Source organism: Actinocatenispora sera, from assembly GCF_018324685.1.
Taxonomy (GTDB): Bacteria; Actinomycetota; Actinomycetes; order Mycobacteriales; family Micromonosporaceae; genus Actinocatenispora; species Actinocatenispora sera.
This window is the reverse complement of record NZ_AP023354.1, coordinates 649005-661629: the sequence shown is the minus strand read 5'-3', so window position 1 is coordinate 661629 and position 12625 is coordinate 649005. Positions and strand designations below refer to the sequence as shown.

General features: G+C 69.1%; 14 protein-coding genes and 1 tRNA gene. 4 read left to right on the top strand and 11 right to left on the bottom strand.

The window, feature by feature from the left end:
• Positions 1-43 precede the first annotated feature (43 nt).
• Both Asera_RS03075 and Asera_RS03070 read right to left on the bottom strand, forming a co-directional pair.
• Positions 44-280: a hypothetical protein gene (locus tag Asera_RS03075; RefSeq protein WP_030446979.1), complete on the bottom strand. Its 237-nt coding sequence runs from the start codon at positions 278-280 to the stop codon at positions 44-46.
• Positions 277-1254, bottom strand: a complete 978-nt coding sequence (locus Asera_RS03070; RefSeq protein ID WP_030446978.1) for a bifunctional helix-turn-helix transcriptional regulator/GNAT family N-acetyltransferase — start codon at positions 1252-1254, stop codon at positions 277-279. The genes Asera_RS03075 and Asera_RS03070 overlap by 4 nt, the downstream gene beginning before the upstream one ends.
• Before the next feature lie 106 nt (positions 1255-1360).
• On the opposite strand from Asera_RS03070, the gene Asera_RS03065 reads away from it, so the two are divergent.
• Positions 1361-1434: transfer RNA gene (locus tag Asera_RS03065), tRNA-Thr, on the top strand.
• 59 nt (positions 1435-1493) lie between these two features.
• Here Asera_RS03065 and Asera_RS03060 read toward each other — a convergent pair.
• The 6 genes from Asera_RS03060 to Asera_RS03035 form a co-directional block, all read right to left on the bottom strand.
• Complete coding sequence (locus tag Asera_RS03060) at positions 1494-2576, bottom strand: hypothetical protein (RefSeq protein ID WP_157034893.1); 1083 nt, start codon at positions 2574-2576, stop codon at positions 1494-1496.
• Between the two features lie 115 nt (positions 2577-2691).
• The gene (locus tag Asera_RS03055; protein WP_051802408.1) at positions 2692-3363 is read right to left on the bottom strand and encodes an HAD family hydrolase; all 672 of its coding nucleotides are present in this window, start codon (positions 3361-3363) and stop codon (positions 2692-2694) included.
• Between the two features lie 20 nt (positions 3364-3383).
• A complete protein-coding gene (locus Asera_RS03050) occupies positions 3384-4184 on the bottom strand; it encodes a glycerophosphodiester phosphodiesterase (protein ID WP_051802396.1) in 801 nt (266 codons plus the stop codon).
• Positions 4185-4225: 41 nt separating this feature from the next.
• The gene (locus Asera_RS03045; protein WP_084131773.1) at positions 4226-5602 is read right to left on the bottom strand and encodes an ABC transporter substrate-binding protein; all 1377 of its coding nucleotides are present in this window, start codon (positions 5600-5602) and stop codon (positions 4226-4228) included.
• Positions 5603-5645: 43 nt separating this feature from the next.
• The gene (locus Asera_RS03040) at positions 5646-6458 is read right to left on the bottom strand and encodes a carbohydrate ABC transporter permease (RefSeq protein ID WP_035297049.1); all 813 of its coding nucleotides are present in this window, start codon (positions 6456-6458) and stop codon (positions 5646-5648) included.
• A 44-nt stretch (positions 6459-6502) separates the two neighbouring features.
• Positions 6503-7468 carry a carbohydrate ABC transporter permease gene (locus tag Asera_RS03035; protein ID WP_211255608.1) on the bottom strand — a complete coding sequence of 322 codons (966 nt, stop codon included), beginning with the start codon at positions 7466-7468 and terminating at the stop codon, positions 6503-6505.
• Between the two features lie 189 nt (positions 7469-7657).
• Here Asera_RS03035 and Asera_RS03030 point away from each other — a divergent pair, with 189 nt between their 5' ends.
• Entirely contained in the window at positions 7658-8650 is a 993-nt protein-coding gene (locus tag Asera_RS03030; protein WP_084131771.1) for a sugar-binding transcriptional regulator, read from the top strand.
• Positions 8651-8699: 49 nt separating this feature from the next.
• On the opposite strand, the gene Asera_RS03025 is transcribed toward Asera_RS03030, so the two are convergent.
• Together Asera_RS03025 and Asera_RS03020 are read right to left on the bottom strand one after the other, a co-directional pair.
• A complete protein-coding gene (locus tag Asera_RS03025) occupies positions 8700-9449 on the bottom strand; it encodes a hypothetical protein (RefSeq protein WP_030446970.1) in 750 nt (249 codons plus the stop codon).
• A 97-nt stretch (positions 9450-9546) separates the two neighbouring features.
• On the bottom strand, positions 9547-9927 hold the full coding sequence (locus tag Asera_RS03020) for a hypothetical protein (protein ID WP_211255607.1): 381 nt from the start codon (positions 9925-9927) through the stop codon (positions 9547-9549).
• 464 nt (positions 9928-10391) lie between these two features.
• Here Asera_RS03020 and Asera_RS03015 point away from each other — a divergent pair, with 464 nt between their 5' ends.
• Both Asera_RS03015 and Asera_RS03010 read left to right on the top strand, forming a co-directional pair.
• Positions 10392-11078: an SGNH/GDSL hydrolase family protein gene (locus Asera_RS03015; protein WP_157034892.1), complete on the top strand. Its 687-nt coding sequence runs from the start codon at positions 10392-10394 to the stop codon at positions 11076-11078.
• Positions 11079-11312: 234 nt separating this feature from the next.
• Positions 11313-11543 carry a DUF1737 domain-containing protein gene (locus Asera_RS03010; RefSeq protein WP_035297048.1) on the top strand — a complete coding sequence of 77 codons (231 nt, stop codon included), beginning with the start codon at positions 11313-11315 and terminating at the stop codon, positions 11541-11543.
• 184 nt (positions 11544-11727) lie between these two features.
• Here the strand turns inward: Asera_RS03010 and Asera_RS03005 are convergent, their stop codons facing one another.
• The gene (locus tag Asera_RS03005) at positions 11728-12579 is read right to left on the bottom strand and encodes a PSP1 domain-containing protein (RefSeq protein ID WP_030446966.1); all 852 of its coding nucleotides are present in this window, start codon (positions 12577-12579) and stop codon (positions 11728-11730) included.
• Positions 12580-12625 lie beyond the last annotated feature (46 nt).

The following is a 12625-nucleotide window of genomic DNA, read 5'->3' as shown; positions in this document are numbered from 1 at the left end:
CGGTCGGCTGACGCGCCCGTCCGGTGGCCGGCCGCATCGCGGTTCAGGCCGCTGGGTGGTGGCGCGTCCACGGCGGGCGGTGCCGGCGCAGCGGTACGACGGTGTCGGTCGGGTCGGAGCCCGGCCGGCGGCCGTCCCGGTCGGGCCGCGGCACGTGCCGGTCCTCTTCGGCCCGGGGCGGGTGCCAGTCGTGGCCGTCCCGGCTGTCGTGCGGCAGCCCGAGCAGCTGGGCCAGCGCGAGCAGCACCGCGAACGACGCGATGAACACCAGCGCGGTCATCGGGCACCGCCGAGCGGCCGGGACCAGGTCTCGCCGACCAGGTCGTACCCGAAGCTGTGGTGCTTCTCGGCGTCGACCAGCTCGAACCCGGCCCGGGTGTAGATCCGCCGGGCCGAGGTGAGGACGTCGTTGGTCCACAGCACCATCCGGCGGTACCCGACCTCGGTGGCGAAGCGCACGCACTCGTCGACGAGCCGGCCACCGACGCCGAGGCCCCGGGCGGACGGTTCGACCAGCAGCAGCCGCAGCTTCGCGGTGTCCGGCTCGCCGGCGCGGACGCAGAACACGCAGCCGACCGGTACGCCGTCGAGCTCGGCGATCCAGGCGGCCTCCCGCGCCGGATCCCGGTGCTCGGCGTAGTCGGCGACGATCCGCAGCACCAGCGCCTCGTAGTCTTCGTTCCAGCCGTACTCGGCCGCGTACAGCGCGCCGTTGCGCGACACGACCCAGCCGAGGTCACCCGGCGCCGGCGCCCGCAGCCGTACCGCGGCGCCGCGCTGGGCCTCGTCGCCGGGCTGGGGCTCGTCGCCGCCGGCCCGGGGATCGCCGAGCGCCTCGCGGACCGTACCCATCGCGGCCAGCAGCCGCTGCTGGGACGGCTCCGGCAGCCGTCCGAGCAGCTCGCCGATCTGCTCGGACGAGCGCCGGCTGAGCTCGCGGTACGTCTCCCGGCCGGTGCCGGTGAGCCGCACCACCTGGCGCCGCGCGTCGGCCGCGGAGCGCTCCCGCTCGACCAGCCCGGCCTGGCCGAGCTTGGTCACCAGCCGGGTGAGGTAGCCGGCGTCCAGGCCGAGCCGCTGCCGCACCTCGAGCAGGTCGACCTGCTCGACCTGGCCCAGCTCGAACAGCACCCGGGCCTCGGTCAACGTGTACGGCAGGTGCAGGTGATCGGCCTCCAGCAGCCCGAGCAGGGCGGTGTAGAACCGGTTGAACGCGCGTACCTCGGCGACGCGCTGCTGCGACGAGTCGATCATGTCCACTCCCGTGCTTCGGAGTTCTTTGACTCAGTCAAACACTTGTCGCGGGCGGCCGCAACCACTTCGTGCCGCTCGTGCGTCATCGCGTACACTCACCAGCGCTGCCGCCTTAGCTCAGTCGGCCAGAGCGACGCACTCGTAATGCGTAGGTCGTGGGTTCGATTCCCACAGGCGGCTCGCAGCAGAAAGCCCCAGGTCAACGTGATGACCTGGGGCTTTCTCCATCCGGCGACCGATCAGTTCGGGCAGCTGTCGGGCTGCGGGCTGGCCACGTGTGGCAGCCAGCCGACCTTGCACACGATGCTGACGACCTTCGGCAGGTTGTTCTCGGCCAGCAGCCGGGAGTTGAAGCCGAAGAACAAACCGATGTGCCCCCGCGCATCGGCGTGGACCGCGATCCCCTCCGGCTCGCCCTTCAGACCCGCCAGGGTCGTCGCGAGTGCCGCGGTATGGGCCTGCTGCGTGATCGTCGCCTGGGTCGATGATCCCTGCGAACCGACGCTGTCGAGATCCATCTCGATCAGTTGGGTCGAATCGGTGCAGCCGGCGTCACTCGGCAGGCACTTCCCGTTCAGGACGTAGTAGTACTGGCCGTAGAGGACGAAGCCCTGGGCGAAGCTCGTCTGCGGGATCGACACGCGCAGCAGCGCCGGATCGTGCACGTCGTTCCAGTCGTAGACCGCGACCCGGAACGAGGACAGCGAGGCGTTCCAGTAACGGATGGCCAGCCGCCGGTGCACCGGGTCGGAGGACACCGAGATGTGGTAGTTGCCGGCGAAGTGGGCGACCAGTCCGGCCGGCCGGGTCGTGGTCGTGATCGCGTTCGGCCGGTACATGAAGCTGTCGATCTCGGTACCGAAGATCTCCGTGTCGTTCGACGCGGGACAGGTGTGCTGCCCCGCGCACGGCCCGCTGGCCGGGCCGTTCGGATCGCCCTCCAACCAGATCTGGGACCCCGATCCGACCGGTACCACTCCGATCGATCCGTGGCCCGCATCGGGAACGGTCATGCTGTCGATCACCTGGCCCGCGCGGGCGCCCGTCAGCGGGATGCGGTTGATGACCAGGGTGTCGGTGTAGGCCTCGAACGCGCCGTGCGCCGTGTAGGAGCTGTAGATGTTGTGGTTCTGCACGACGAACAGGTAATGGTGCACGTCGTCGAAGGCGAACGCCTGCACCGGGCCACCCCAGTACGGATGCTGCATCTCCTCCTTCACGATCACCGGGTGTCTGGCGACCTGGGCGCTGAGATCGAAGCTGTGCGAGGCCGGCAGGGTGTCCGCCGCGGCCAGGCTGGTCGTACCCAGCAGTGCGCACACCACAAGGCATGCCGTGCTGACCGATCGCCTGACATACCGACGGGGACGCCCCGCGTTCCGGAGCCCGAACATCGTGTTCTCCCTTCTGCGCTGCGTTCTCCTGATTGCGTTCCGGTCAGGCAGGAACACCTTCCGGTTCCCCGCGCCGCCGCCGGCTGCGCAGCAACGCCGCCAACCCGTCGACGGTGACCTCGCCGAGCGCCAGCACGATCGCGCCGGACGGATCGGCGAGCGTCCGCGGATCCTCGGGGACGGCCACCGTCAGGCATCCCGCTCGTACCGCCGAGCGGATCCCGTTCGGCGAATCCTCGATCGCCACGCTGTCTCCGGGCTCGACTCCGAGCGCCTCGGCGGCGGTCAGGTAGGGCTCCGGGTGCGGCTTGTGCCGCTCCACCTCATCGCCGGTGACGGTGAACTCGAACGTTCCGGCCGGGATCTGCGCCAGCGTCACGTCCACCAGGGCGCGGTAGCTCGTGGTCACCAGCGCGGTCGGGATCCCCCGGGACCGGACCGACTCGAGCAGGGCCCGGGCGCCCGGCCGCCACGGCACGCCGGCGGCGAACAGTTCCCGGGTTCGCTCGAGTAACCAGGCGGCCGACCGCTCGTCGTCCGCCTCGGCGCCGAGATCCTCCCGCACGATCCGCACCGTGTGCAGCAGGTTGGTCCCGACGACCCGTTGCCGGGCCGCCGCGGACAGCTCGCCGCCGAGCCGGTGAGCGAGGTCGGCGAGGCTGACGTCCCAGATCCGTTCGCTGTCGAAGAGGGTGCCGTCCATGTCGAACAGCACCGCGGCGATCCCGGTGCCGTTCATGGCCGTTCCTCGACGCTGTCGGGCATCTCTCGCGCGGATCGTTCGCCGCGAACGGATCGCTCGCCGCGAACGGATCGCTCGCCGGGCATGGTTCGCGTCGCCGACCCGAGGCCGCGCGGTGGGCCGCTGCCGGCCGCCGCGCGGTCCCCGACCGCCAGGGCCGGGATCACGTTGGCCGGGTAGTCGGTGGTCACCCCGTCCGCTCCCCAGGCCCTGGCCCGTTCGACCTCGACGCTGGTCGGAGCCGGCCACAGGCAATATTCCAGGCCGCGGTCGTGTGCCCGCGCGATCAGCTCGGGGCTGGTGCCCTTCCAGCCGACTCCGATCCAGGCGACACCGAGCCCGACCGCCCGCTCAACGAGTTGGTCGGATCCCGCATCCGCGAGCAGCGCACACCGCAGATCGTCGAACTCGGCCAGTAGCGGCGTGAGATGCCTGGCATGAAAGCTCATCGGCTGGATCCGCCGGCGCAGGTCGGGCCGCCCGGTCAGGATCCGCCGAAGCGCCGCCACCGCGTCGTCGGCCTTGATCTCCGCCAGAATGGTGACGTCGACGGCATCGATCGCCTCGTCGAGGGTCGGCACGCGTTCACCGTTGCCAGCGTCCAGTCGTCGCAACTCGGCCAGCGTCAGGTCCGCCACGGCGCCATGCCCGTCCGTCGTCCGGTCGACGTCGGCATCGTGCATCAGCACGACCTCGCCGTCCTTGCTGAGCCGGAGGTCGAGCTCGACCTCGTCGACACCATCGGCAACAGCACGACGATAGGAAGCCAGCGTGTTCTCGGGCATGTACCCCATGGCGCCGCGGTGGCCGGTGACCCGAAGGGTTCGAAGTCTGGTCACCCATTGCCACCGATGAGCTTGTCGTACATCGGCCTGATCTTCTTCTCGCCGGCCACGAGCTGCCGGGCGACGTCGTTCAACACGTCCTGCGACGGCCGATTGTCGCCGTAGATCTTCTGCAGCCCGCCGTAGATGATCGGTGAGGCGTTCTGCACGTAGGCATCGACCTCGTCCAGCTGCCCGGCCTGCGCGAGCTGCGCCACGGCCACGCGGCGGTTGGGGTCCTTCTGCATGGCCTTCGCGTAGTCGGGTTGGTGCACTGCCGCCTTCACGACGGGCAGGTATCCGGTGCCCAACGACCAGGTGGCCGCCGATTCGGGCGAGGACAGGAACTTGATGACCTCCCAGGCGGCCTGCTTACGTTCCTTCGGTACGCCCTTGAAGATGGAGAATCCCGCACCGCCGGTCGGGACGCCGCGGGTCACCTGAGTCGGCAGCGGGCTGCATCCGACGTCGAACTTCGCCGCCTCGTAGGTGCCGGCCAGGGCACCGGTCGAGTTCATGTAGGCCCCGACCAGACCGTTGTTGAAGTTCGTCCCGTACTGGCTGGCCAGGATGGCCATCTTGTCGTCGAAGATCAGCTTGCGCATGAATTCCGCGCACTCGACCGCGCCGCCCTTGTTGACCACGACGTCGAGCCCGTGCGAAATCCGCCCGCCGAACTCCCAGACGCTCGCCTCGAATTCCCAGCTGTCCCCGCCGGACAGCTCGGTCACCTTCACCGGCTTGCCGGCGGCCTTCTGCTTGACCAGCGCCGAACCCCAGTCCCGCAGCTCGGTCCAGGTCTTGGGCCCGCGATCGGGCAGTCCGGCCTTCGCGAACAGGTTCTTGTTGTAGTACATGATGGGCGTGCTGCGCGCGAACGAGATCCAGTACGGTCTCTTCTTGATGAGCCCCGCGTCGTAGAGGTTCGCATAGAACGAGGAGGCGAACTTCTCGTCCGCGTAGCTGCTGAGATCTTCCAGCGTCTCGTTCAGGAAGAAGATCTGCCAGGCTGTCTGACCGAACGCCATGATGTCCGGCACGGCCTTGGCCCGCAGCGCGGCGGTGACCTTGGAGGTCGCGTCGAAATAGTTGCCCTGGTACTGGGCCTGTGCATAGATGTCGTTCTGCGAGTCGTTGAACTTGCTGATGAGGCCGTCCAGGACCTTCCCGGCCGACGCGTTCCACGAGCTCCAGAGGACGACCTTCTGCTTGCGGTTGCCGTACTTCTTCGGCACCTTGACGTCGACCTGGGCGAAGCCGCGTCCTCCTGCGCCGTGCGAGCATGCCGCGAGGGTCGGTGCGAGGAGGGCCCCGGCGCCGACGAGTCCGAGCAGTGATCGGCGGCTCACCGCCGCGCCGGATTCCTGTGCGAGTCTCTGTCCTGACATCTGTTTGACAATCCTTTCGTGGTGGCGGCGCCGGGCGCTGACGTCAGCCCTTGACCGCGCCGCCGGAGAAACCCGCGACGATGTATCGCTGGGCCAGGAGGAAAAGGATCAGCATCGGCGCGGCGACCATGACGGTGCCGGCCATGATGGCGCCCCAGTCGTTGTAGCCTTCCTGCGATTTCAGGTAGAGCAGCCCGATCGGGAGCGTGCGCATCTGCGTGGTCGTCGTGATGATGAGCGGCCAGATGAAGTCGTTCCACACCTCGATCACGGAGATCAACGTGACGGTGATCATCATCGGGCGCGACATCGGGATGACCATCCGTACGAGAATCCGCAGATGGCCCGCGCCGTCCATCTGGGCGGCTTCGAACACCTCCCGCGGCAGGGACTTCATCTGTTGGCGCAACAGGAACATGCCGAAGGCCGAACCGGCACCGGGGACGATCAGGCCCGCATACGTGTCGACCCAGCCGAGGTCGGAGGCGGTCAGGTAGTTGGTGAGCAGGGTGATCGTGCCGGGTGTCATCAGCGTGCCGAGGATCAGCGCGAAGAAGACCCGCTTGAACGGAAAGGGCAGGAAGGTGAACGCGTAGGCCGAGCCGGTCGCCAACACCATCTTGATCGCGGTGCCGATGAGGGTGACGACGATCGAGTTGATGAAGAACGATCCGAACGGTGCGTCATGCCAGGCGTTGGTGAAGTTCGACCAGTGCAGGTGACGGGGAATCCACTGCAACGGGAACCGGTAGATCTCCCCGCTCGGTTTGACCGCCGAGCTGAACAGCCAGTACAGGGGCATGATGAACACGGCGGCGATCAGTACCAGCGCCGCGTACAGCAGGATCCTGCGCACCCGGTCTCGGGTGCCGGTGTGGCGTCGCCTCGATGTTTCGACGCTCATTGGTAGGTCACTCTCCGCTCGCCGTATCGGGCTATCAGCATGGTGATCGTCAAGAGAATGACGAGCATGACCATTGCGGCGGCCGCGGCCAGTCCGGCATTGGAGGCCTGGAAAGCCTGCCGGTAGATGAACCAGCTCAAGGTGGTCGAGGACTGCCCCGGCCCGCCGCCCGTCATGACGGCCGTGACGTCGTACGCCTGGAACGCGCCGATCACCGAGGTCACGACGAGGAAGTAGGTGACCGGGGACAGCAACGGGAACGTCACGTGGCGGAACCGCTGCCAGCCGTTCGCGCCGTCCAGCGTGGCGGCCTCGAACAGATCGGCCGGTAGGTTCTGCAGTCCGGCGACGTAGATGATCGCGCTGAAACCGATGCCCTTCCACACGTAGACCAGCACCAGTGCGTAGAGCGAGTAGTGCGAGCTGGTCGTCCACTGCGGCGACGAGATGCCCAGGGGTTCGAGAAGCGCGCGCACCAGCCCGAAGCTCGGATCGAGCATGAACAGCCACAGGGCCGCGATCGCCGCACCGGACACGATGTGCGGCGCGAAGCTGACGGTTCGCGCCAGGCCGCGGCCGACCAGTCGTTGGTTGAGGACCAGGGAGGTGGCCAGTCCGCCGACGATGGCTCCCACCACGATCAGCACGACGAACTTCACCGTGTTCAGCAGGACGTGGCCGAAGTCCGCGCTGGTGAACAGCTCGCGGTACTCGTCGAGGCCAACCCAGGTCGGGGCCGGGGAGATCATGTCCCACGAGGTGAAGCTCAGGTAGCAGTTGTAGATCACCGGCCAGTACGAGAAGACCAGAATCAGCGCCAGGTTCGGACCGACGAGGGCGGCGAACAGCAGGTACTCCTTGCCGTGGCGACGCAGCGTGCGACGCCACCGCCGTTGCGGTGTCCTGGTCTCGGGCGCCGGTTCCGCCGGTAGCTGGGTGCGGCCAGTCAGGGCCCGCGTCACCGGCGGGCCAGCCATGGTCGTCTGGTGTCGGGCCGCTCGAACATCGTTGCTTCGTGACTCATGGAGTGCCCTCGCTATCGCTCATTTGATCGATCGTCTAGCGCCAGACGCACCGATTAACACATACCGAGTGGAGCCACGGCAAGATCGCGGCGGACTGTCGCGTCAACCACGCAGTAGAGTGCTCACATGAGCGAATCGAGGCAAGGCCCGGGCGTACCGCGAGTGGACGGCCGGCGACTGCGCGGTAAGCACAGTCAGGCACTGCTGATGGCGCGGGTCGCGCGGCGGGCCTACCTGGATCAACGCACCAAGGTGGAGATCGCCGAGGAGCTCGGACTCTCCCGGTTCCAGGTCGGGCGGCTGCTCGAGCGGGCCCGCGCAACCGGACTGGTGCGCATCGAGATCGGGCTGCCCGACGACGTCGAGTTCGATCTGTCCGGCCAGCTCCAGGACCGCTTCGGGCTGCGCTACTGCGCGGTCACGGAGGCGCCCGACGAATCACTCCACTCCCTGCGTGCCAGCGTCGGTCAGGCCGCCACCTCGCTGCTCGAAGAGCTCGTCACCGACCGCGACGTGCTGGGCATCTCGTCGACCCGAGCCTTGATGGGTCTGACCGAACCGCCGGCCGGGTTCAGCCGGTGCTCGGTCGTGCAGATCACCGGCGCCGTCTCGCGGACCGACGCCTGGGACGTCATGGAGGCCGTCCGGCGGTTCACCCGGGTCGGCGGCGGCCCGGCCTACCTGTACTACGCACCGATGGTCTGCCCCGACAAGTCGGACTCGCGGATCTACTCCAAGCAGCCGGACTTCGTGCGGTGCCAGCGCCTGTTCGAGCAGCTGACCGTCTGCGCGGTCGGCATCGGCGCCTGGGGTGACGGGCTGTCGACCGTCTACGAGGCAGCTTCGGAGCAGGATCGCACGATCGCTCGCGACTCCGGGGCCGTCGCCGAAGTGGTCGGCGTGCTGCTGGACAAGGACGGCCGCCGAGTCAACACCCCACTCGACGGCAGGATGATCGGCATCTCGGAAGCGCAGCTTCGATCGGTGCCGACCCGGATCGGCATCGCGTTCGACGCCCGCAAGAAGGAAGCGGTACGCGCCACCCTCAAGTCCGGTCTGATCAACGACATCGTGATCGACCGCGGTCTGGCCGAGGCGATCCTCGTCGAGGAGACCTGACCGCCCCACCCGCCTGTCGCGGGACCGCGCCGGATCGGATCCGGCCGGGTCAGCGGATGTGGTGGCGGTGCAGGTGGCGGCCGACCGCGCGGGAACTCAACTTGACGTCCTCGACCCGAAGGACCTTGGTCGGTGACATCCAGCCCTGCGACGGCTTGTGCAGCGCCCAACCGTCGCCGAGCGTCACGGCCGCATGCTGCACCAACCCGTCCGGGCTGCGCCACACCAGGACGGTGCCGAGTTCGTGGTCCCGGCCGCCCCGTGCGGTGCGCTCGGCGAGCCAGGACTCGAACGGCTCCCGCTGCATCCAGAGGCGCTCCGCACCGTCGACCCCGGCCGCGGCCATCACCGCACCGAAGCAGTTCGGCCCGCTGTGCGCGGGGAAGCGGCCGGCCAGCGCACGCGCGTTCGGCAGGGTGCCAGCTGCCGCCCGCCAGGTCGCCTCCGAGACGTTGCGATGCCGGCTCACCCGCCGGCCGAACTCGATGTACCGGACGATCCGGGCGCTGGTCCGGGACTCGTCGCGGGACGGCCAGCGATGCGCGGCCGGCTGCGCGCCGCGCACCGCAGGCGGAAGCTCGCGAGCCTGCCGGCGGGTGAGCCAGACGACGGCGCGGCCGGACAGGTCGTACAGCTCGAACGTGTCTCGCAGTTCAGGGGTGAGGCGGTTCGGCTCGTCGGTCCGCCCGAACCCCGCCGCGGACCCGGCCGGTACGAGGTAGGGCTGGGCGTCGGGCATCAACCAGTCGCGCCACTGGCGGAGCCGGGTGGTATCGACGTCGATGCCCAGGACGCGCATGGTCGCCGATCGTACCGAACGGGTGGTTCGGCCGCTCTCCTGTTTCGTCCGGCGACCGGGAAAGCGCCAGTGGGATTTCGTGAATACCCGGGTGCGGTCAGCGGCGCAGCATTTTGGCAACGAACTGACCGATGGCCAGATAGATCAGCGCGGCGAGCCCGTAGTTGAGCACCAGGCCGATCTTGGCGTCGTCCGGCGTGAACACGTCACCGAATCCGAGTACGAGCACCCGGGCCAGACCGTAGATGAACTGCACGAATCCGTTTCCCTGATTCGCGTCGGCGAATGAGAAAAGGACGTGCAGGCCGAAGATCACCGCAACAACGCAGGTCAGGCCGACCACGACCCGGGCGACGACCGAGGCGCCGTCGCCCGGTCGGCGCCTCGCCGGTGGCTCGTAGCTGTACGGTCCCGGCGGTTGCGGGCCGGCCTGATATCCCTGTGGCGGGTCGTCTCGCCGATAGTCGTGGTAGGACATGGTCGGCGAGTGTAGTTGCCGGTGGATGCGGGCGAAACCCTACGAACGAAACAAATTCGACCAACGGCAGTGCGTTGTATCGGAATGACGTTCGGTGTCGATTAATAGATGAGAATCGATGCGCCCGATGAAATCGGGAAACAAATTGCCCCTCGTCTGCCCTGGCAATTCCGTTACACGTTTCCCGCATCCGGTTCGGCTCCCCGCGCCGGGGCGCCGCCGGCGGTACGGGGGTGGCACGGTCGTCGCCGGGTGAACCGGGCGGCGAGGCGACGGACGCACGGCCGCTGCCGCCCGGCCGACCGGTACGAACGGGGGAACCCGTGCGAGTGGGTGACCCGGCGGCGCGGTGCGAGGTTCCGCACCGGGTGTGTCCGGATGCGGGTGAGGGCAGGCACAAACATTCGCGATCACAGCGACCCACCCCTACGTTCGTTGCTGTGCGTAGCGATCGACAACGACTGATGCGAGGTACGGCAGTCGCGACCGGGGCCCTGGCCGTGGTCGTCGGATTGCTTGGAGCATGTGGGAAGGGCGAGTCGCCGGACACCAAGGCGGCAGCGCACCCGACCGCACAGGCGACCAAGCAGTCCCAGAAGCCGTCACCGAGCGTGTCCCCCAACAGTAAGAAGCCGACCCGAGCGCAGCAGCCGGCGAGTCGCGACAAGAAGCGCGTCACCAACCCCAAGGTGACGATGATCGGCGACTCGATCACGGTGCGTTCGACGCCGTCCCTGCAGGCGGCCCTGCCCGGCATCACCATCGACGGTCAGGTCGGCCGGCAGCTGACCACCGCGCCGGGGCTGGTGCAGCAGCACCTGTCCTCGATGGGCCCGAACGACGTCCTGGTCATCGCCCTCGGAACCAACGGCAACGGGGGCCTGTCCGACTTCGACACCGCGATCAGCGAGGCCGGCAACCGCAAGGTCGTGCTGGTGAACACCGACTGCGCGCGGCCGTGGACGGCGTCGATGAACCGGACGATCCAGCAGGCGGTCCGCAGCCACGCCAACGTGAGCCTGGCCGACTGGCACGCCACCATTGCCGGTAAGGAAGGCGCGCTGCTGGTCGACGGGGTCCACCCGGGCCCCCAGGGACAGCAGCTGTTCGCCCGGACCGTGGCGAACGCGGTGCACAAGGCGGTCAACTGACCCAGGGCCGTTGCGGAGCCCCTCGGACCCGCACCGGCCGGCTCGCGGCGGGCGTCTCGTCCGAGGCGCCACGCGGCTGAGTCGTGCGTACCGGGCAGGCCTGGTCGCGGCGGTCGCCCGCCGGTACGGCCCGGCAGGTATCTTCGGCCCGTCATGACCTTGCGGGTTGGCGCACCAGCGCCCGGCGGACGAGCCGACCACCGACCCGCCTCACCACACGAGCTGGGACGGCCGATGGATCACCTGACGGAGCGGATGCGGTACCGGCTGCTCACCGGGCCGGACGACAACGACTTCTGCGCCCGGGTCAGCGCCGCCCTCGACGAGGGCTACGAGCTGTACGGGTCGCCGTCGATCACCGCCCGCCCGGACGGCCAGGTGGTGGCCGCGCAGGCCGTGGTGCTCCCCGCATACGAGGCGGTTCGGATCCGCAAGAGCCCGGCCAGCGCAGACCCGGTGAGCTGACCCCGCCGGAGTCGGAACCGGGACGCCGGGGCGGTCGCCGGCTCCGGTGGCCGGCCGTCATGACTGCCCGCCGAACCGGGCCGACCCGGCGGCGGTCGCCGGCATCGGGTGAGCCCGCCGGCAGGCCGCCGCGACCCGCCGGTACGACGGACTCGCCGGCGGACGGTCGCGACCGGTGGCGGGACTACTCGTACTGCTGCTCGTAGGCCTGACGGGAGCCGCAGACGCTGGCCCGGCTGCACGAGCAGCGGCTGCCGTCGGCGTCGAGCCGGACGTTGACGGCGTCCCGCGGCACGCTGTGCCCGACGACCCGGCCGGGCCCCTGTTCGGTCTCGACCCTGCTGCCGACCGGGGGCGCCGTCTCCTGGAAACGCTGGTACAGCGGGTGCTCGTACTTCAGGCAGCACATCAGCCGGCCGCAGGCTCCGGAGATGCGCAACGGGTTGAGCGGCAGGTCCTGGTCCTTCGCCATCCGGATGGTGACCGGCTCGAAGTCGCGCAGGAACGTCGCGCAGCACAGGTCGCGGCCGCAGGACCCGATGCCGCCCTGTACCCGGGCCGAGTCGCGGACGGACAGCTGGCGCAGCTCGACCCGGCAGCGCAGGGTGGCGCCCAGGTCGCGGACCAGCGAGCGGAAGTCGACCCGGTGCGGCGCGGTGAAGTAGATGGTGGTGTGCGCGCCGTCCTCGACCGAGTCGGTGCTCGGCTCGGGCCCGGTCAGGTGGTCGACCGCGACCACCTTCATCGGCAGTTCGTGCTCGCGGATCAGCTTCTTCGCGGCGACCTTCGCCTCCGCCTTGCGCCGCCGTACGAGCGCGTCCCGGTCCAGGTCGGCGTCGCCGGCCGGCCCCGCGAGGCGGGGGAACCCGGCCGTGTCCTCGCTGACCCACTGCGGCGCCCACACGCACTCGGCGACCTCGGTACCGTCCTCGGTCGGTACCAGCACCTTGTCGCCGACCTGCGGCGTGAACTCGCCGGGGTCGAGGTAGTAGAGCCGGCCGTACCGGTTGAAACTGACCGCGCAGAGCATGCCCACCCGAGCACCCTACGACGCCGGACACCCGCCGCGGGGAACCGGAACG